Origin of the sequence: Shimia isoporae (assembly GCF_004346865.1) — a bacterium.
GTDB classification, from domain to species: domain Bacteria; phylum Pseudomonadota; class Alphaproteobacteria; order Rhodobacterales; family Rhodobacteraceae; genus Shimia; species Shimia isoporae.
Genome location: NZ_SMGR01000001.1, coordinates 1,131,042 through 1,151,505, shown reverse-complemented (window position 1 = coordinate 1,151,505; position 20,464 = coordinate 1,131,042). Strand labels below are relative to the sequence as shown.

15 protein-coding genes are annotated in these 20,464 nt (G+C 58.1%); 4 read left to right on the top strand and 11 right to left on the bottom strand.

What is annotated here, in order from left to right:
- Positions 1 to 26 precede the first annotated feature (26 nt).
- Together BXY66_RS05620 and BXY66_RS05615 are read right to left on the bottom strand one after the other, a co-directional pair.
- Positions 27 to 1,325: a PQQ-binding-like beta-propeller repeat protein gene (locus tag BXY66_RS05620; RefSeq protein ID WP_243694304.1), complete on the bottom strand. Its 1,299-nt coding sequence runs from the start codon at positions 1,323 to 1,325 to the stop codon at positions 27 to 29.
- A gap of 26 nt (positions 1,326 to 1,351) precedes the next feature.
- On the bottom strand, positions 1,352 to 2,032 hold the full coding sequence (locus tag BXY66_RS05615) for a hypothetical protein (RefSeq protein ID WP_132859173.1): 681 nt from the start codon (positions 2,030 to 2,032) through the stop codon (positions 1,352 to 1,354).
- Positions 2,033 to 2,255: 223 nt separating this feature from the next.
- On the opposite strand from BXY66_RS05615, the gene BXY66_RS05610 reads away from it, so the two are divergent.
- Together BXY66_RS05610 and BXY66_RS05605 are read left to right on the top strand one after the other, a co-directional pair.
- Positions 2,256 to 3,500, top strand: a complete 1,245-nt coding sequence (locus tag BXY66_RS05610; RefSeq protein ID WP_132859172.1) for an efflux RND transporter periplasmic adaptor subunit — start codon at positions 2,256 to 2,258, stop codon at positions 3,498 to 3,500.
- The gene (locus BXY66_RS05605; RefSeq protein WP_132859171.1) at positions 3,500 to 7,426 is read left to right on the top strand and encodes an efflux RND transporter permease subunit; all 3,927 of its coding nucleotides are present in this window, start codon (positions 3,500 to 3,502) and stop codon (positions 7,424 to 7,426) included. The genes BXY66_RS05610 and BXY66_RS05605 overlap by 1 nt, the downstream gene beginning before the upstream one ends.
- A gap of 91 nt (positions 7,427 to 7,517) precedes the next feature.
- On the opposite strand, the gene BXY66_RS05600 is transcribed toward BXY66_RS05605, so the two are convergent.
- Complete coding sequence (locus BXY66_RS05600; RefSeq protein ID WP_132859170.1) at positions 7,518 to 9,338, bottom strand: ABCB family ABC transporter ATP-binding protein/permease; 1,821 nt, start codon at positions 9,336 to 9,338, stop codon at positions 7,518 to 7,520.
- A gap of 80 nt (positions 9,339 to 9,418) precedes the next feature.
- Positions 9,419 to 11,068, bottom strand: coding sequence for a LysM peptidoglycan-binding domain-containing protein (locus BXY66_RS20570; RefSeq protein WP_243694303.1), 1,650 nt, complete (start codon positions 11,066 to 11,068; stop codon positions 9,419 to 9,421).
- Positions 11,069 to 11,167: 99 nt separating this feature from the next.
- Here BXY66_RS20570 and BXY66_RS05590 point away from each other — a divergent pair, with 99 nt between their 5' ends.
- Positions 11,168 to 11,719, top strand: coding sequence for an LOG family protein (locus BXY66_RS05590; RefSeq protein ID WP_132859169.1), 552 nt, complete (start codon positions 11,168 to 11,170; stop codon positions 11,717 to 11,719).
- 79 nt (positions 11,720 to 11,798) lie between these two features.
- On the opposite strand, the gene BXY66_RS05585 is transcribed toward BXY66_RS05590, so the two are convergent.
- From BXY66_RS05585 to BXY66_RS05555, 7 genes are all read right to left on the bottom strand, one after another.
- Entirely contained in the window at positions 11,799 to 12,398 is a 600-nt protein-coding gene (locus BXY66_RS05585) for a superoxide dismutase (protein WP_132859168.1), read from the bottom strand.
- Between the two features lie 105 nt (positions 12,399 to 12,503).
- Positions 12,504 to 12,923, bottom strand: coding sequence for a hypothetical protein (locus tag BXY66_RS05580; RefSeq protein ID WP_132859167.1), 420 nt, complete (start codon positions 12,921 to 12,923; stop codon positions 12,504 to 12,506).
- Between the two features lie 204 nt (positions 12,924 to 13,127).
- Positions 13,128 to 13,550 (bottom strand): hypothetical protein, encoded by a 423-nt coding sequence (locus BXY66_RS05575; protein ID WP_132859166.1) that lies wholly within the window; start codon positions 13,548 to 13,550, stop codon positions 13,128 to 13,130.
- Between the two features lie 201 nt (positions 13,551 to 13,751).
- Complete coding sequence (locus BXY66_RS05570) at positions 13,752 to 14,321, bottom strand: sarcosine oxidase subunit gamma (RefSeq protein WP_132859165.1); 570 nt, start codon at positions 14,319 to 14,321, stop codon at positions 13,752 to 13,754.
- Positions 14,314 to 17,328, bottom strand: a complete 3,015-nt coding sequence (locus tag BXY66_RS05565; protein WP_132859164.1) for a sarcosine oxidase subunit alpha family protein — start codon at positions 17,326 to 17,328, stop codon at positions 14,314 to 14,316. The genes BXY66_RS05570 and BXY66_RS05565 overlap by 8 nt, the downstream gene beginning before the upstream one ends.
- The gene (locus tag BXY66_RS05560; protein ID WP_132859163.1) at positions 17,325 to 17,654 is read right to left on the bottom strand and encodes a sarcosine oxidase subunit delta; all 330 of its coding nucleotides are present in this window, start codon (positions 17,652 to 17,654) and stop codon (positions 17,325 to 17,327) included. The genes BXY66_RS05565 and BXY66_RS05560 overlap by 4 nt, the downstream gene beginning before the upstream one ends.
- A gap of 127 nt (positions 17,655 to 17,781) precedes the next feature.
- Positions 17,782 to 19,029: a sarcosine oxidase subunit beta family protein gene (locus tag BXY66_RS05555; protein WP_132859162.1), complete on the bottom strand. Its 1,248-nt coding sequence runs from the start codon at positions 19,027 to 19,029 to the stop codon at positions 17,782 to 17,784.
- A 188-nt stretch (positions 19,030 to 19,217) separates the two neighbouring features.
- On the opposite strand from BXY66_RS05555, the gene ccmI reads away from it, so the two are divergent.
- Positions 19,218 to 20,462, top strand: a complete 1,245-nt coding sequence (gene ccmI, locus BXY66_RS05550; RefSeq protein WP_132859161.1) for a c-type cytochrome biogenesis protein CcmI — start codon at positions 19,218 to 19,220, stop codon at positions 20,460 to 20,462.
- Positions 20,463 to 20,464 lie beyond the last annotated feature (2 nt).

Here is a 20,464-nt window from a genome sequence, read left to right as displayed (position 1 = left end):
GGTCGCTCCGATATACCATTATTGCGTCAACGGAAAGCGTGCAATTGCCCCTTACCACTCACGATGTACAACACGCCGTCAGCAACAACCGGGTTCGTCGCCGCCCCGCCGGGGATTTCGGTCACATAAACCTCGTTGCCCGATTGCGGATCAAACAGGCGCAGCTTTTCGTCCGAGGATGGCACTACAAGACGCCCGCCGGCAATGATCGGGCCATAGTGCACGTGCAAAGTTGCCTGGCGGCGCGGACGGTCCTTCGTAAAATACGGCAACTCCTGCGACCAGATGACGGTACCGTCGCGTGCGTCCAGGCGCATCAAGCGGTTGCGGTCGGACACGAAGAACAAGGAATTGCCAGTCGGGAACACAGGGCTGAGCGACCCTTCGTCAGCAGTCCAGATGCGCTCTCCGGTTTCTGTGTCCAGCGCAACCATACGGCCTGAGTGGTTTGCCACATAAAGGCGGCTGCCAACCAAAACCGGGTCCCCGGACAGGTCGCCAACGGTATTGGATGCGCGGCCCGGGCGGGTGTCGGAAATGCCGGCGGTCCAGCGGCTGATCCCGCCGCGACGGAAATTGGCCTGAACCTCGCCGGAACCGTAGGGGAAATAGACCAGACGATCATCAACCGCTGGTGCTGACGGACTTTGAACGTTCTGGATGTCAGGCAGGGAAAGTGCCTGCCAAACCACCTTGCCGGTCTTGGCATCAATTGCCCAACCGGTTGCATCGCCGGATACAACGTATACCAGCCCGCCAAAGACGGTTGGTGTTCCGCTGCCGACTGCCTGGAACTTTTGCTCCCAGACATCTGCGCCGGTTTTGGGATCAAACGCACGGATGGACCCAAATCCCGTTGTGGCAAACAGTAGCCCTTCGCCATATGCTAGGCCGCCCGTGGAAGCGTTTCCGGCCTTATCTCTCACCGGAGTAAGATCGCGCGACCACAAGGCCGCACCGCTTGTCGAGGTCGCGCTCAGGGTCGCCTCGGAATCCATCGTGAAGATTCGGCCTTCGGCGACGACTGGATCCGCAGTGATACGGTTCCTGCGGCTTTCGCCTTTTCCGATCGGCGTGGACCACGCGAGCCGAGGCGTTGCAGACAACGCAGCGTTGGACACGCGGTATTTCTGTGTGCCGATCCGGTGGGTCCAGCTCGAATTGCGGGTTTGCTTGGACAGGCTTACGGCTGGCGCTGTGTTTTCGACCTGTTCAGCCAACTGGCGAAGGTCTTCCCGCTCGCCTGGCAGAATGACTTCTTTCTTGGCGCATGACATCAGGAGCGCCGCCCCTGCTGCCGCCAATATCAAGGTCTTGCTATTCACTGCTCCGGCCCCCACCAGAAGAATTATTATTGGTCAATCGTCGCGCCAATGGCGTCGTTGGGTGTTCCACCCAAAGCCACAATCAACTGAGAGGCGCGTCGACGCAAGCCCGGTGTCACTCCAGCGTCTTCGATGATGCCGTTCAAACGCTCGATTGCCGCTGTGGAATCACCGTCTTCAATATCCGCAAGCGCAAGCTGTTCCTGCGCCAAGAGTGCCATGGGCGCACCCGGGCTTGCCAGCGCTTCGAGAGCGGAACGGCGCTCTGCCAAGGGCATGGTTTCAGCACGTGCCAGAAGCGCTTTGAACGCGGCAATGTCGCGGTAAATGGCTGGCGTGTCACCACCGGCAAGCGCGATGCCGTCAAAGGTTTCTGCCGCTGCTGCATTGTCGCCGTTTGCGAGTTGCTCTGCCCCAAGCAAAAGATCAGCGACGATCTGAGCATTCGCAGATTCTGTTGTAAGACCTTCGAGACCCGACACATCGCCGCCATCGGTGGCATTTTGGACCGCCGCGAGAATCGCGTCTCCGGTCGCCTGCGCTGCAGTTTCCGCCTGAGATTTACGCACTTCGTTGTAAGCTGCACCACCAACGATCAGAATGATCAAAACGACGGCAATCCAACCATAGCGGCGCATCATCGCGAAAAGCTTGTCTCTTTTGACCTCTTCGGTCACTTCTTCGATGAAACTGTCCGTGTTGCTCACGCCGCTCTCCCGCCGCTTTATCGTTGAGTTTGCACCCTCTTATCGGTTTGTCAGCAAGCTGCCAAGAGGCGCGGCAAAAGAGCAACAAACTGGCTTGCAGACGGATAAATCTAAAAATATTCTGAACCCAACAGTTCAGTTTTTACGTAGATGAGCTTGTTTCCGCCGATAATCCACCCAATATGTCGGTGAATAATTTGCGCTACGATACAGGGAATTTCACATGCGCCTGATTCCGATTCTCACCGCGGTCCTTGTGATCGGAGCTCTTTATGTGCTTGTGGCTGAGCGAGACAAGCTGGCCGAATTTGCGGCCGGAGACAGTGTTGAGGCGGTTGCTGCGCCCGCGACCGAAACGGCAGAGGCATCCGAGACTGCAACCGAAGAGCCCGGCGGCAAGAAAGTTCGCGTAGTTGCGCTGCGCTCGGAAGCCACCATGATCGATAGCGCCGTGATCCTGCGCGGAGAAACCGAGGCCAACCGAGAGGTTGAAGTGCGTGCAGAAACAGGAGGTCTCGTAATCAGCGAACCTTTGCGCCGTGGCTCGCACGTCGAATTCGGGCAGGAGCTTTGCCGCCTTGAAGCTGGCACACGTGATGCCATTCTGGCCGAGGCCAAGGCGCGCCTTGTCGAAGCACGCGCCCGTGTCCCCTCAACAGAAGCGGGCGTGGCCGAGGCTGAAGCCCGACTTGAAGAAGCCCGTATCAACGACAACGCAGCCCGCAAGCTTTCAGAAGGCGGTTTCGCCTCTTCCACGCGCGTTGCATCCGCAGCCGCCGCGGTTCGCGCCGCCGAAGCAGGCCTGCAATCCGCCCGCTCGGGCCTCGACAGCACACAGGCCGGCATCGAATCGGCCGAAGCTCTTGTCGCCGCGGCGCAACGCGACATCGACCGCTTAGTCGTGACCGCTCCGTTCAGTGGCATTCTGGAAAGCGACACCGCCGAACTTGGCAGTCTCGTCCAGCAAGGCAGCTTGTGTGGCACTGTTATCCAGCTCGATCCGATCCGCATCGTCGGGTTTGTGCCCGAGACTGAAATCAACCGCGTAAATGTCGGCGCACTGGCTGGTGCAAGACTGACAACAGGCGAGCAAGTCACGGGACAGGTCACTTTTGTTTCCCGTTCGGCGGACCCGCTGACCCGCACTTTCCGTGTCGAAGTGGCAATCCCGAACGAGGACCTTCGTATTCGCGACGGCCAGACAGCAGAAATTGCAATTTCCTCTGATGGCGCCGAGGCGCATCTGGTGCCGCAGTCGGCTCTGACCCTGAATGACGACGGTACCCTTGGGGTGCGTCTTGTTGGAGACAACGACGTTGTCGAGTTTGTGCCGGTCGAGTTGTTGCGGGATGTCGCCGAAGGCATCTGGATCGAAGGCCCTCCGCATGAGGCCAACATCATCATCATCGGGCAGGAGTACGTCGAAGAGGGCGTAACCGTTCTGCCTTTCTATGAGGAGCCCGCCTGATGATTGGTATGGTCGATTGGGCTGCTGGTCGCGCCCGAATGGTTCTGGCCTTTATCTTCCTGTCGCTTGCGGTGGGGGGATTTGCCTATTGGGGTCTGCCCAAAGAAGGTGAACCGGACATCCAGATCCCCGGTCTTTTCGTCTCTGTCCCCTTCCCCGGAATTTCCGCGACAGACAGCGAACAAATGCTTATCCGACCAATGGAAACAGAACTGGCGGACATCGACGGTCTCGACAAAATGAGCGCGACCGCTTCCGAAGGCTACGCCGGCGTGTTCCTGGAGTTCGAGTTTGGCTGGGACAAGTCGCGGGTCATGGCAGACGTGCGCGAAGCCATGAACACGGCCGAAGGCAGCTTTCCGGACGGCTTTGAAAAATACACAATCAACGAGATCAACTTTTCCGAGTTTCCGATCATTATCGTGAACCTCACCGGCCGGGTGCCAGAGCGGACAATGTTCCGCATTGCCAAAGACTTGCAGCGCGACCTTGAAACTATGGATGCCGTGCTTGAGGCGGGTATCGCCGGTCAGCGTGACGAGATGGTCGAGGTGGTCATCGATCCCCTGCGCCTTGAGAGCTATAACGTGACCGCGCAGGAATTGATCGACGTAGTTGTGCAGAACAACCAATTGATCGCCGCTGGCGAAGTCGACAGCGCACAAGGCACCTTTGCGGTGAAAATCCCTTCATCGTTTAGCGAGCCGCGTGACATCTACACCCTGCCCGTAAAAACAAATGGCGATCGCGTGGTCACACTCGGAGATCTTGCCGAGATCAACCTGACATTTCAGGACCGCGCAGGCACCGCGCGGTTTAACGGTGAGGACACCGTTGCCCTGCAAGTTGTGAAGCGCAAAGGCTTCAACCTGATCGATACCGCCGAAGAAATCAAATTGGCCGTTGCCGAGGCTCAGAAGAAGTGGCCGGACGAGCTTCAGGCGGCTGTGAACATCGGCACATCCAACGACCAGAGCCGTCAGGTAGGCGCGATGGTCAGCCAGCTTGAAGGGTCGGTTCTCACAGCCATCGCGCTTGTGATGATTGTGGTTCTGGCCGCGCTGGGTCTGCGGGCCGCATTGCTGGTCGGCTTCGCGATCCCCACATCATTCTTGTTATGTTTTGCGCTTCTCGCCGCGATGGAAATCACGATCTCCAATATCGTGATGTTCGGCCTGATCCTCGCGGTCGGTATGCTCGTGGACGGCGCAATCGTTGTCGTCGAATACGCGGACAAGCGCATCAAGGAAGGCGTCGGCCCGATGCACGCCTATGTTGAAGCGGCCAAGCGCATGTTCTGGCCGATTGTCAGTTCGACTGCGACAACGCTTTGCGCCTTTTTGCCCATGCTGTTCTGGCCCGGTGTCCCCGGTCAGTTCATGGGAATGCTTCCGGTCACCCTGATCTTCGTTTTGTCTGCTTCGCTTGTGGTGGCCCTGATCTACCTGCCCGTGATGGGGGGCATCACGGGTCGCACGACCCGCTGGTTCGGCGCACAGTTTGATCGTATTGCCACAAGCAAATGGTGGCTGCACCTGTTGATGCTGCCCGCTTTCGCCGGTGCGGCTGTCGCGGGTGCCGCGGGCGGCTCGGCCCTGTTTGATGCTGCCTTCGCCACCTTCGATACGATGAACTCGGAACAAATTCTTGGTTCGGTTGTCCCGACGTTCGCAGCATTCTTTGTTATCGGATTGGGCGGTGCGGCTGGCGCCATCCTCGCGCTTGTCTCAGGCATTGCCCTTCTTCTCGCAGTCGCAGCCTTTATCACGCGGGCGAAGCTGGTTGTGCTTTGGGCCTTCCGCAAGGTGTTCCCGCGCCGCGAAGGGAAGATCAAGTCCGGCTATCGCCGGTCTCTGTTCGGATCATTCATCCACGGCATCGTTGGCAATCCGGTGATGCCGCTGGTCACTATCGGTGCTGTCGTCGTGGTGGTCGGCACGGTGTTCATTTACTTTGGTCAGAACAACCGTGGCGTCGAATTCTTTGTTGAGAGCGAACCTGAGCAGGCAATTGTTTATGTCAAAGCGCGGGGCAACCTGTCGCTGACCCAGAAAGACAACCTGTTGCAGCAAGCCGAGGCGGTCGTTCTAAAACACCCTGGCATCGACACTGCTTTTGCCTTTGCAGGAGAAGGTGGTCTGGACAGCAACACTGGCGGCGCTCAAGCCCCCAAGGATATGGTCGGGCAAATCCAGCTGGAAACCATCCCTTGGGAAGATCGCCCTACGACTTGGGAAACTTGGTTCACCATTCCGATCCTTGGAATCGAAGTCCCACGCGAGGTCAAAGACGCGGAATGGTCAGGCTTTAAGGTCATTCGTGACATCGAAGCCGAGCTTCAGCTCATTCCCGGAGTCGAGATCGAGATTCTGGAGCTTGGGCGTGGCCCAGCGTCCGCAAAACCGGTTCACCTCCGCTTCAAGGGAGACAACTGGGACGATCTGATCACGGCAACGACAATGGCGCGGGCTGCGTTTGACGCAACAGACGGCCTCGTGAATATCGAGGATACGCGCCCCCTGCCCGGCATCGACTGGGAAATCGAGGTGGATGTGGCCAAAGCAGGTCGCTATGGCGCGAATGTCGCCACGGTGGGTGCAATGGTCCAACTCGTGACACGCGGTATCCTTCTGGACACCATGCGCGTTGACAGCTCCGACGAGGAAATCGACATCAGAGTGCGTCTGCCCGAAGAGGACCGCGTTCTAAGCACTTTGGACACACTCAAGGTGCGCACGGCCGAAGGTCTGGTTCCGCTGTCCAACTTCATCACGCGCAAACCGGTTGCCAAACTGGCGGAGATCAACCGCATTGATCAGCAACGGTACTTCGATGTCAAAGCTGGCGTAATGTCGGACATGATCTCGTTGCACAATCCGGAAACCGGAGCCCGCGAGATCATCGAAGCCGACCTTTGGAATGATAATCCGGACATCAAATCATCCTATCAGGACCGAGGGTTTGAAGGTGTTGTGATGACACCCAACGAACGCATCGGTGTTTTGACAGACTGGGTTGAAAATGCGGACCTGCCTGCGAGCGTCAAGTGGGAGTGGACTGGCGATCAGGAAGATGAGGCCGAGAGTCAGGCCTTCCTCAGCTCCGCCTTTGCGGGTGCGCTGTTTCTGATGTTCATTATCTTGCTGGCGCAGTTCAACAGCCTCTACAATTCCATTTTGGTTTTGTTGGCGGTCATTCTGTCTACCACTGGTGTGTTGATCGGCATGCTGGTTATGGATCAGGCTTTCTCGATCATCATGACCGGTACTGGCATCGTGGCGCTGGCGGGCATTGTGGTGAACAACAACATTGTTCTTATCGATACCTATCAGGAATACAGCCAATATATGCCGCGAATCGAAGCGATTGTGCGCACGGCCCAAAGCCGTATACGTCCGGTTCTGCTAACCACGATCACCACAATGGCCGGTCTTGCACCGATGATGTACGGGCTGAGCCTCGACTTTATCAACGGTGGGTATTCCTTCGACAGCCCGACATCCCTCTGGTGGAAGCAACTTGCGACAGCTGTGGTGTTTGGTCTTGGTATTGCAACGGTTCTGACGCTGGTGGTGACCCCATCGCTGCTGGCGGTCCGCGTCTGGTTCGGCACGTATGTTCAGTGGCTTTCGATGCTGCTGGGTCGCCTTTCCATGGGCCGTGCAAGTCAGGCGGGTCAGGACTGGGCCCTGCGCCATGCAGCGCAACAGGTCAAATCACCGGTCTTGTTCTGGGATGAGGAACCTGCCGCCGAGGCCCCTGCCGAAGACAAGGCCGAACCGATCCCGGAACCGACCGCGGAGGACATCGCCAAGGCCGAAGCCGCAAAGCCCGAGCCGGAAGAACTGGCGCCGGAAGTCGAAGCTCCACGCGACGAAGAGGCTAAGAAAAACAAGGGCCCGGACGGGCTGCAAGCTGCGGAGTAAATCGGCGCTGCAACTGAGGCCGGCACGCTAACAGAAAGGGGCAAACCTACTTTGAAGGTTTGCCCCTTTTTTCTTTGCGAAGTGGTCAGCCTCAGGCCGCTTCATCTTCGTTGGCCTGACGTTGCCAAAGCTGGGCGTAACGGCCTTGCCGTTCTAACAACTCGGCGTGCGTCCCCTCCTCGACCACTTCGCCTTTCTCTAGCACCACGATCCGATCGCTTTCAGCAATGGTGCTCAGACGGTGGGCAATCGTTATCACCGTGCGACCCTGCCCAGCCAGCGCCAACGCTTCCTTGATGCCCTGTTCGGTTTCGGTATCCAGCGCCGACGTCGCTTCGTCCAGCAACAGCAGCGGAGGATTCTTCAGCAGCGTGCGTGCGATTCCTACGCGCTGTTTTTCACCACCAGACAGTTTCAACCCGCGCTCGCCGACCGCCGTGTCATAGCCATCAGGCAATTGGGAAATAAAATCGTGAATTTGCGCGGCTTTGGCGGCATCGATGATTTCGGCATCGGTTGCGCCATCACGGCCATAGGCGATGTTGTAACGAATGGTGTCGTTAAACAACACGGTGTCTTGAGGCACCACGCCGATCACGTCGTGCAGGCTTTCCTGAGTCACGTCCCGCACGTCCTGGCCGTCGATGCGCACGCCCCCTCCCTGCACATCGTAGAACCGGAACAGAAGCCTTCCGATAGTCGACTTTCCCGACCCAGAGGCGCCAACGATGGCAACGGTTTGCCCACCTTCCACGTTCAAGCTGACACCGCGCAGGATCGGGCGTTCGGGATCATAGCCAAACGCCACATTGTCGAGTTCGATCTTGCCACGTTCCACGTCGATTGATTTGGCGTCCGGCTTGTCCGACACTTCGCTTGGCTGCTCCAGCAGATCGAACATCTCCCCCATATCCACAAGGCTTTGCCGGATTTCGCGATACACGGTACCAAGGAAATTCAACGGCATGGTGATCTGGATCATGTAAGCGTTGACCATGACAAAGTCGCCTACAGTCAGCGTGCCATTTTCGACGCCAAGCGCAGCCATGACCATTACAGCCACCAGCCCGGACGTGATCAGAAACGCCTGTCCAAAGTTCAGGAACGCCAGCGAATAAGACGTCTTGAGCGCGGCTTCCTCATAGCCTGCCATGGCCGAGTCATACCGCGCAGCTTCCCGTCGCTCGGCGCCAAAGTACTTGACCGTCTCGAAATTCAGCAGACTGTCGATGGCTTTCTGGTTCGCGTCCGTGTCCTGATCGTTCATCTTACGACGAAGTTTCACGCGCCATTCCGTGACCTTGAAGGTGAAGGCGACATAGGTCGCAATCGTCACCGCGACGACCACCAGGTACCAGATGTCAAACACCACCGCGAGGATCACCCCGATGAGCAGCAGTTCGAGAATGAGCGGGCCAATGGAAAACAGCATAAAGCGTAGCAGGAATTCAACGCCCTTCACGCCGCGTTCGATGATGCGGCTCAGTCCACCTGTTTTGCGCGTGATGTGATACCGCATCGACAGTCTGTGGATGTGTTCGAAGGTCTCAAGCGCCAGCTGTCGCAGCGCGCGCTGTGCAACTTTTGCAAAAATCGCGTCGCGCAACTGCTGAAAGCCGTTCGCCATGAGCCGTGCCACACCATAAGCAACGGTCAAACCGACCGCCCCCAACATCAAAGGCGACACGGCATCTTCTGCCAGTGCGTCTACGGCCCCCTTGTAAAGCATCGGGGTGTAGACGGCGACGAGCTTGGACGCCAGCAGCGCCAGCATGGCCAGCACAACACGGTATTTGACCCACGCCTTGTCTTCTGGCCACAGGTATGGCGCGACCTTGCGGATCGTGCGCCATCCGGAGCGCTGTTCGTTGCGGGCGAGTTCTTCTTCGGTGGCGGTGTGCCCCATGGACATGATGCGTGCCTCAAAAATTGCCTGAGCCGGACGAAACTATCGCCCGGCTCAATGGATTACCAGCCATGAAGGTGCACAGATCACTCTGGAACGGTGAACACCTGACCGGGGTAGATCAGATCCGGATTGCGGATCTTGTCCTGATTGGCCTCGAAAACGCGCACATACATCGTTCCCTCTCCGTAGCGATCACGCGCAATGGCCCATAGACTGGAACCCGGTTGTACCGTCACGATCTGGACCGCTGGCTGCGCCGGAGTCGCGGTCTGCGCGGTTTCCGTTTCCGGCGCAGGTTGCGTTTCCGCTTTTACCGGGTCGGCCTCTGCGGCCTCCTTTTCCGGTTCCTCGACTGCATTTGACGCAACTTCTCTGGACGGCGCAGAGGCTTCTTCTTCGGAACTTGCAACCACCGCGTTTTCCGCGGGTTGCTCTTCGGAAGGCACTTCTTTCGTCACGGTCACGTCCGGTTCTTCAGTGGCTTCCGCCTCAGAGGCGGCCGGTGCGTCTTCAACAGCAGGTTCGTCGGCAGATTGCGACGCCTGCGCAATTGCCTGAGCCTCTGCGACCCGTTCGGGTGTTTCACGCTTAAAGGGCGTTTCGACGCGGCTGAGAACCTTGCCGTCAGCGTTCACTTCGTCGGCCCGCATGGTGTAAAGACCGGAATCAACATCCAGCAATTCCGCGCTCCATACACCGCTCGCGTCAACACGTGTGGTCAATGCCAAGGCGTTGTTCAAATAAAGGCGCACAAAACCATCTGGCAAGCCCCGGCCGGCCACTACAACCGAGCCCCCTTCCGAATAGCTTATGGCGTCAATCGACACGGCCGACTCGACCTCTGGCTCATCCGATGACCCCGCTGGTTGCACCACCCGCACACCATCAGAGTCCGACACCAGCACAGCGGGTGCTTTCGGTTCTGATTGAGCCGGTTCAGATTGGGCAGTTTGCATCTGCTCCGCTTCGCTATCAGTCTCGCCGGTTTCGCTCTCAGCCACCTGAGCCGCGTCGTCTACAACGTCTTCGGTCTGCTCGGCGGTCGCCTCATCCACGGCCTCAGAGGTTTCATCCTCTGCCTGAGCAATCACGACAGGCGCTGCGATCGGGGCTACAAGGAAAGAGCTTTCAGATGTAAGGTCACCTGCTGCCCGACGTTCAACGAGCAACAATTCCCGCGGTTGAGGATTTGGCCCCAACGTTATGAAAGTAAAGAATTTACCTGAAGCGTCCGCCTGAACCCGCGCGATTTCCCCGCCGTCCAGAAGCAAGGCCACCAACGCATGAGGTGCCGCCGTGCCTGCTATCTGTCCCTCGCCATCTGGCTCGATCCGTACAAGGTCAAATACCGGCAGGGTTTCTATCGGCGCTTCGGTTTCCGTCTGGGCCGTTTCGGCAACATCCGGCGCCACTGTCTCTTCCTGAGAGGACTCGTCAGCTGCGGTGCTTTCTTCTACCGCCACTTCCTCGGTGGCGATTGGCGCCGTGGCGGCAGTTTCTGTAGTGTCTTCCTTCGGCTCGCTGGCGACAGCAGGTTCATCAACCGCATCTTCCTGCGGCTTGATAGTCTTTGGCGCCTCTACGGCAGCCTGCGTTGCGGGCTCCGCAGTGGGCATTTCCTGCGGTCCGAGAACGCCATTTGCGACCAACGCGACCAACGCCACTGTTGTCACAGCAACAACGCCGCCCACCAGCGATGCATTGCTGCTTAGAAATGTAGTGAGTTTGCTCATCCGCCCCCATCCCCCGAAATCGGCGCTTATCTTTGTTGAGCGACATTAGCAACAGGGGTATTGCTGGTCAAAACAGCTTTGAAGATATTGAGGAAAATCATGAGCAAGCGGTCTGTTTGTGTCTTTTGTGGTTCACGTTTCGGCGCCGATCCCGCCTATCAGGAGGCCGCGGAGGCTCTGGGTGAGCGGCTCGCAGCGAATGAGTGGCGGCTGGTATACGGCGCTGGTGACGTCGGGCTGATGGGAGCCGTGGCCACAGCCGCGCAATCCGCTGGTGCAGAGACATTCGGTGTGATCCCGACACATTTGCTGGATTGGGAAGTTGGCAAACGGGATCTCACGAATTTCATCGTCACGGAAAACATGCATGAACGCAAAAAGGTGATGTTCATGAACTGCGATGCTATTGTCGTTCTTCCCGGGGGGGCAGGATCGCTGGACGAGTTTTTTGAAGTGTTGACCTGGCGCCAACTTGGCCTGCATGAGAAGCCAGTTCTGCTTCTGAATGTAAACGGCTTCTGGGACCCACTGGTCGGCTTGCTGGATCACGTGATCGGCGAAGGATTTGCCGAAGAAAGCCTCAAGGGCTTTGTGCAGGTGGTGGACACAGTCACAGAAGCGGAGGTGCGCCTTTCGCAAGCGTTTGCCTGAGGCGAATTCGATCTGAAAGAAATAATAAAGCCCGCCAAAGGTACTCCTTGGCGGGCTTTCATGATGCGATCAACGCGACTTACATGCGCGAAGCTACGTTTTCCCAGTTCACTAGATTGTCGAGGAAGTTGGACAGGTATGCCGGGCGTTTGTTGCGGAAATCGATGTAGTAGGAGTGCTCCCATACGTCACAGCCCAGAAGAGCAGTCTGGTTGAAGCACAGTGGGTTTACACCGTTTTCGGTCTTGGTCACTGCCAGCGAACCATCCGCATTTTTAACCAGCCAGCACCAGCCGGACCCGAACTGGCCTGCGCCTGCCGCTGAGAACTGGGATTTGAAGTCGTCGACAGAACCGAAGGATTCGATCAGAGCTTTCTCAAGCTCACCCGGCATTGCAGATGCGCCCGGCCCCATCATTTCCCAGAACTGGTTGTGGTTCCACAGCTGGGAGATGTTGTTGAAGATGCCGTTTTGTGCCACTGCGTTTGCGTCGTAGGTGCCAACGATGATCTCTTCCATCGTCTTGCCTTCCCACTCTGTGCCCGCGATGGCGGCGTTGCCATTGGTGACATAGGCGTTGTGGTGCAGGTCGTGGTGATACTCCAGCGTCTCGGCGGACATGCCTTTGTCAGCAAGTGCGTCGTGGGCATAGGGGAGATCAGGAAGTTCAAAAGCCATTGCAGCATCCTCTTCTGTTGCGCGAAATTTGTCTGCCCCCAGATGCGGGGGATTTCAGGGCAAGGTCAAGCCCAAAGCGTCCTATTTACGTGACCCTAGTCCGGTTCAGCGACGTTGGCACGTTCCCTGAGCGCTGTAGTACTCGGGCGACTCGCCGAAAGCGTTCAGAATGTCGATGCCCGGTGCGTTCAGATTGGCGGTCGCCTTGTTGCGCTGTTTGAAATAGCTGAGGGAGTAGTTCAAGGACGGCCCGTAGCCGAGACTGGTTTTGACACCCTTGAGTTTCCACCGCAGGGTCAGCCGCGTGTCTGTGTTTTTCTGAACAGTTGCCGGGATCGGACCGCCCTTCTCCTGATTGATGAGGCTATCAAATACGGTCACCTGGTCGCCAGTGAACGTCACGACAATTCGGCTGCGGATCCATTCGTTCGCACCTTGCCGCGGAAAACTGCAATCAAATGTTTGAGCGCTGGCAAGCGGAGCAGCCAAAGCGGCAGCAAGTAGCATAGGGATCAATAGCTTCATTGTTTACGGCCTTTCCTCAGGTCTCCCGTATACGGCATCAGGCCTGCGATGGATGCGAAAATCAAGACGGGGCATTCAATATGCCCCGGCTCCGCGCCAACGACCGCATCAACGGGCTTCTTTTGAAAGTGGTCGAAACGCGGTCACAGCGCCCATCGCGACGCCCACGGCCAGTACCTTTGTCCGACTTAAGAGTTCTTGAACTTAAGGTTGAACCGGTCGGCATTTTCCGGTCGCTTTGGTGTCGTTCAACACATCCACTGTCGGCGTTGCACGAAGAGATCCTTGTTTCGTCTTCATGTTTATTGATGCACGGTATTTGACGTCCACCAATCGGGTGTCGCCACTGCGAAACCGGGACGGGATAGCTTTGACTTCCCAGTTGAATTGAATGCGCTGAGTGCTGGCACGTGTGAGTTTCACATCGATCGGGCCGCCGTGCATTTCCTTGATATAGTAGTCATAGGCCTGCGCCGTGCCTTTGTCCTCGTCAAAGATAAAGAGGGCCGCTTCGCTGGTCCAACCGCCGTAGCCGCTTGTGTATTCACATACGAAGGCTTGTTCGGCACCGATCGCTGGTGTCGCCAGCATGGTTGCAACGGCGACAGTCTTGAGCGTATTTTTCATGAAATGGTATTTCCGTATTCTCATTTAACTTCAGATTGCGACTTCTTTCGCAAATACGGGAATACCTTCTGTAAACGGCAAAATAGAAAACACTGATGCCGGCTCCCGTCTGGATCGAAAATAAGAAGTCAATCTAATTTAATGTCAATCCTAAACACCGGACAGCTCGGGATTAGCTGACCCGGTGCACTCGGTTGGCGATCAGCCTATGTGCTGAACTTCGCCGCCCTGTGTCGCCGAAAGGCGCAAAACATCAAAAACATACTGCGTGACTGAACGGAAACAGATGACTTCGAAACTGTCAGATCCCGTCTGCCAGAAGGCAGCAGGCACCTGTGCGAGACGTGTACGGCGGATTTCATCGGCAGAGAAGACGTCGTGCGAAAGATCCACCGGAGCAAGCTTTGCCAATACATCACGGGTTCCGGCCCCGCTGACCTCAAACACAGCTCGGGCATCAGACACGTTAGCCACCAGAGCATGAGTTCCAGAAAGGCTCTCAGACAAGACAGCGACGGTGTCCAGCACAGTGGCATAGTCAACGACGACCAGAAGCTCGTCAGGTGACATCCATGCAACCTTACCCTTCTCGCCAATCGATACTTTGCGTTGCGCGGGCACTTCGGCACCGGTGGCTACTTTTATCGCAGCGGCCATTTCCTTTGAGGTTAAATCTCCGCGAACCGTGATCATGCCCCGCAGACCTGTTTCCGTGACTTGGGCAAAACCCGTGAACTTTGCGCCAGAGAGCGCGCTAACCGTCTCAGACATTCTGCTTCTCCCCGTCTTTGTCATAGAAAACCGGATCAACCACTTTCGCCTTAACGGTACTTCCATCGACTTTGTTGAACTCTACAACCTCGCCCATTCGGTCAGGGCCAAGATGTAGCAACCCCATCGCAATCCCGCGATCCAATGTTGGAGAGTAGTACGTCGACGTCACGCGCCCTTGCACGTTACGTTGACCATTGGCGTTGGAACCCGAGGCAACGATATAGGCGCCGTCCGGAATAACCGAACCGTCCAGCGTCTCAAAACCCGCAAGCTTCCAGCGGTCGGGGCTCGCCATGTGGTCGCGCATCTGCGCGCGTTTGCCAAGGAAGTCTTCTTTCTTCTTGGAAATCGCCCACTGCATGTTGAGGTCCTGCGGGATCACTGTTCCGTCGGTTTCATCGCCAATCATGATAAAGCCCTTCTCGGCCCGCATGACGTGCAGCGCTTCTGTGCCATAAGGCATAATGCCGAACTCTTCACCCGCCTCCAGCAGCGCGTCCCAGAAAGCACGGCCTTGGCTGGCAGGCACAGCAATTTCGTAGGACAGCTCGCCGGAGAAGGAAATCCGGTAAGCGCGGGCGTCAAAGTCGCCGATCTTGCCGTCTTTCCATTCCATGAAGGCGAGGCCTTCTTTGGAGACATCCATCTCGCCGCCAAGTTTCTCGATCACCTTGCGGGCGTTGGGGCCCACCACAGCGATCTGCGCATATTGCTCGGTGACATTGGCGGTATAGACCTGCCAGTCCCACCATTCGCATTGCAGCCAGTCTTCCATCCAGCCGTGGATGCGCTCGGCGCCACCTGTGGTGGTGTGACACAGGAACGTATCCTCATCGATCCGGGCCACAACGCCGTCATCAATCAGGAAACCGTTCTCGTTGCACATCAGACCATAGCGGCATTTGCCCGGCTTCAGTGTCGACATCATATTGGTGTACATCATGTCGAGGAATTTGCCCGCATCCGGCCCTTTGACAATGATCTTACCCAGCGTGGAGGCGTCCAGAAGGCCCACTGAATTGCGGGTCTGGTTGATCTCGCGCTTTACCGCATCGGCATGGCTCTCATTGCTGCGCGGGAAGCAGTACGGCCGCCGCCAGTGACCCACAGGCTCAAAGAAAGCACCGTTGTCTTCGTGCCAATCATGGATCGGCGTGCGGCGCAGGGGTTGGAATGCCTCATCCCGCGCCTCACCGGCAATCGCGCCCATGGAAATCGGCGTGTATGGCGGGCGGAACGTTGTCGTGCCAGTCGCCGGAATGGGTTGATTGAGAGCATCAGAAAGCACAGCCAAGCCGTTGATGTTGCTGAGTTTTCCCTGATCAGTTGCCATACCAAGCGTGGTGTAGCGCTTGGTGTGCTCCACGCTTTCATAGCCTTCCTGCGCCGCCAGCTTCACGTCCGACACTTTTACGTCATTCTGATAATCGAGCCAGGCTTTCATGCGCAGCTTCGGCCCAGCCCCTTGCGGCATCAGCCAGACAGGTTCCATGCTAGCTTCGTCTTGTACTTCAGCTTTCGGGGCTTCATCTGCGGCTCCGTCGAAGCCAGCCGCCTTAGCCGCCGCGACACCTGCGGATTGCGCATCCGACAGCACGTCACCAGTCAGCAGCGGACCACTTGCGGTGCCTGCGGTGACAACAAAACCGTTGCCGTCATGGCTGGTGGGTGCCCTGTCAGGATCAGGGCGGAAATGGGCCTGATCCTCGTCCCAGATCAGCTTGCCGCCACAGTGGGACCAGAGGTGCACCACAGGGGACCAGCCGCCGGACATGGCCACTGCGTCACAGGAAATCTCTTCCAGCACACCGCCCTCGCCCGCTTGCGCGCAGATCGCCACGCCTGTCACGCGCTTTCCGCCTTTGACCTTGGCGATGGCCTTGCCGTTCTCGACGCGGATGCCAAGAGCCTTGGCTTCCTCCGCCAATGCCCCGCCACCAGCGGCGCGGGCATCAAGGATCACCGGCACATCAAGGCCAGCGGACTTGAGCGCGATAGCGGTTCGGTAAGCGTCGTCATTGTTTGTCACGACAACAGTGCGGTCACCAGCGGACACACCAAAATTCACCGCATAGTCGCGTACGGCACTGGCCAGCATGACCCCGGGGATATCGTTACCCGCAAAGGAAATCGGCCGTTCAATGGCCCCCGTTGCAGTCACAATCTGCTTGGCACGGATACGCCACAACCGGTGGCGTGGCCCAGCCACAGCCGGCGCATGATCCGTCAGTCGTTCATAGCCCAACACGTACCCGTGGTCGTAAACGCCCGCCCCCATCATCCGTGTGCGGATGGTGACGTTGTCCATCGCGTTCAGTTCTGCAACGGTTGCATTGACAAATGCCTCGGATGTCTTGCCGTCAATCTCGCCACCGTCCACAGGAGCACGTCCCCCCCAATGGGCGGTCTGCTCCATCAACAACACCTTGGCACCCGCCTGCCCTGCGGCCTTTGCAGCCTGCAAACCAGCCACACCGCCGCCGACAACAACAACATCGAAGAAGGCGTAGTAATGCTCGTAGCGGTCCGCGTCACGATCCTTGGGCGCTTTGCCGAGACCCGCGGACTGGCGCACAATGGGTTCAAAGACGTGTTTCCATGCCGCGCGCGGCGCCATGAAGGTCTTGTAGTAAAAGCCTGCCGGGAAAAACCGCGCGGCGTAATTGTTGACGACACCCACGTCGAATTCCAGAGACGGCCAGTGGTTCTGGCTGGTCGCGCTCAGACCGTCGTATAGCTCGGTTGTGGTGGCGCGCTGGTTGGGCTCAAACTTGCCGCCTGCGCCAAGGTTCACCAGCGCATTGGGTTCTTCCGCGCCCGAGGCCACAACGCCGCGGGGGCGGTGGTATTTGAACGACCGGCCCATCAGCATCTGGTCGTTTGCCAGAAGGGCTGACGCCAGAGTGTCGCCCTCATAGCCGGTGTAACGGCGGCCGTTAAACACGAAACCGACCTGCTTGGATTTGTTCAACAGGCGACCGCCGGTCGTCAGGCGTGTGCTCATGAGAAGTTCCTCCACGACCAACCGGGATACTTGGCCGAAATTTTGTCTTTGATGTCTTGCGGCGGCTCCAGCGTCTGCGCGGAATAGGTGCCAAAAACCTCAAGCGTGGTCGTGCTGCGCGCGGCATGGAAGAACTTTCCGCAGCCGTTGGAGTGCCGCCAGCGTTCAAAATGCACGCCCTTGGGATTCTCGCGCATGAAGAGGTAGCTCTCGAACTCATCGTCGCTGGAGCCGGGGCCAAAACGCTTCAGATGCGCTTCGCCTTCGGCATGAAGTTCGGTTTCCTCGGCCCAGACGCCACAATAGGGGCATTGAAGGGTTAGCATGTTGCGGTCTCCCAAAAAGTGCGGAGGGCGGCGCCCGATCCGAGGGTGGGTGCAAAGCGCCCGCCCGTGGGGGCGGATCGGGCGCTGCCCGGCGTTGCCGGGCGAACTAGGTTGAGAAGGTGCGCCATCAGTGAGCCACCCCCGCGGCAACGCTTTCGTCGATAAACCGGCCTTCGATGAACCGTTCCATGCCAAACTCGGCCGCCAACGGGCCCGGCTCACCCTTGGCGATCAGCTCGGCCGTGGCCCAGCCGCCACCGGGAATGGCTTTGAACCCGCCGGTGCCCCAGCCCGCGTTGATGAAGCAGTTGCCCAATGGCGTCTTGCCAATCACAGGCGAGCGGTCGCCAGTCACATCTACGATGCCGCCCCACTGGCGCAGCATCTTGAGACGGCTGACCATCGGGAAGGTTTCGCAAAGCGCGCGCACAGTTTCCTCGATGTGGTGGAAGCTGCCGCGTTGGGTGTAGTTGTTGAACCCGTCGGTGCCGCCACCAATGACCATCTCGCCCTTATCAGACTGGGACATATAGCCGTGCACCGTGTTGGCCATCACAACGATGTCCATGCAGGGTTTGATCGGCTCGGATACCAGCGCCTGCAGCGCTACGGATTCCATCGGCAGACGGAAGCCCGCCATATTGGCGAGATCACCGGAGTTGCCCGCCACAACCAGACCCAGCTTGTCGCAATCAATCGGGCCTTTGGTGGTGTCCACGCCAACAACTTTGCCGGCTTCCTGACGCACGCCCACCACTTCGCATTTCTGGATGATGTCCATGCCCATATCCGAACAGGCCCGCGCATAGCCCCAGGCCACAGCGTCGTGACGGCCCGTGCCGCCGCGCTCCTGCCAGAGACCGCCAAGAACCGGATAACGCGGCCCGTCGATGTTGATGATCGGCACCAGTTCCTTGACCCGCTCAGGACCAACAAACTCGGTCTGCACCCCCTGCAACGCGTTGGCATGTGCGGTGCGCTGATAACCACGTACTTCGTGCTCGGTCTGCGCCAGCATCAAGACGCCGCGCGGCGAGAACATGACGTTGTAGTTCAGGTCCTGAGACATGGTCTCATACAAAGACCGCGCCTTTTCATAAAGCGCCGCGGAGCTGTCCTGCAGATAGTTGGAGCGGATGATCGTGGTGTTCCGACCCGTGTTGCCGCCGCCAAGCCAGCCCTTCTCGATGATGGCGACATTCGTTATGCCGAAGTTCTTGCCGAGATAGAAAGCCGTGGCGAGTCCATGGCCGCCCGCCCCCACGATGATGACATCGTATTTTTTCTTTGGTTCCGGCGAACGCCACGCGCGTTCCCAACCGGTATGAAACCGGGCGGCTTCGCGGGCGATAGCAAAGGCTGAATAGCGTCTCATTGGCAGTGATTCCGATACGGCAAAGCTTTCCCCCAGTTTATGGACTTTGCCCGCGGCCTTGCACCCTGATTAAAGCGTACATTTGCGTTCCGGTTGCGACATGTTGCCAAACTCGCTGTCGCTTATGTGATTTTCCCTTTTGCCCGCCTTCACGCAGCATTAAGTGTGGTGCAACCAACGGAGGCCCGATGATTTTCTGGATTGTAGCAGGCGCGTTTGCCCTTGTTTCCATTGCGCTTATGGCGCTGGCTGTGTTGCGGCGACCTGAAGAGGAAGAGCATCCCGCAGCCTATGATCTGCGCGTCTACCGCGACCAACTCAAGGAAGTGGACAAGGATCTCGCCCGTGGCGTGATCAACGAAGGCGATGCAGCCCGCATTCGCACGGAGGTCTCGCGCCGCATTTTGGCTGCCGACGCCCAGTTGCAAGCCGCAGACGGTTCGGCCCAATCCGGGGGACCGGCTCAAAGGGTTCTGGTCTGCTTGCTCGCGGTTGCGGTGGTTGCAGGCAGCTTTGGCCTTTACGCCGTTTTGGGTGAGAATGGCGCTGACGACCAGCCTCTCGAACTGCGCATTGCAATGGCACAGGAACGTCTTGATACCCGCGACGGCCAAACAGTCGCCGAAGCCAACATGCCGCCACCGCAGCCGATCACACCGGACGCCGAGTTTGCGGATCTCATGGACAAATTGCGCAAAGCTGTCGCCGACAATCCCGACGATTTGAACGGGCATGTCTTGCTGGCGCAGAACGAGGCGCGGCTGAACAATCTCACGGCGGCCTATGACGCGCAGGCACAAGTGATCCGTATCAAGGGCGACGATGTCACGCCTTCCGATTACCTCATCCACGCCAACATTATGATTTCCGCAGCGGGCGGATATGTTTCTCCCGAGGCACAGGACTCTTTGCGCAAGGCGCTGGACATGGAACCCTCCAACCTATTGGGGCGGTATTATTGGGGTCTGATGCTCATGCAAAACGGCCGGCCGGATGCGACTTTCCGCCTTTGGGACAAAGTTCTCATGCAAAGCCCGCCGGATGCGCCCTGGGTGTCCCCGATCCGTCAGCGCATCACCGATCTGTCGTGGTTCGCCGGGGTCAAGGACTACCAGATGCCTTCCATGGTTGATCCCCATTCCGGTGCCATGTTGCCGGGCCCAAGTGCCGAGGACATGGAAGCCGCGGAGGATATGGATGCCGGGGACCGTCAGGATATGATCCGCAATATGGTCGAGGGTCTTGCCGAGCGACTTGCCACAGAAGGCGGCACGCCGGAGGAATGGGCACGCTTGCTGACGGCCTATGGCGTTCTTGGCGAGCGTGATCGTGCCGCGCTGATCTGGGAAGAAGCTCAGCAGGTGTTCGCGTCCAGCCGCACCGCGCTCGAGATCGTGCGTGAAGGCGCCCGCAACGCGGGCGTGGCTCCATGAGC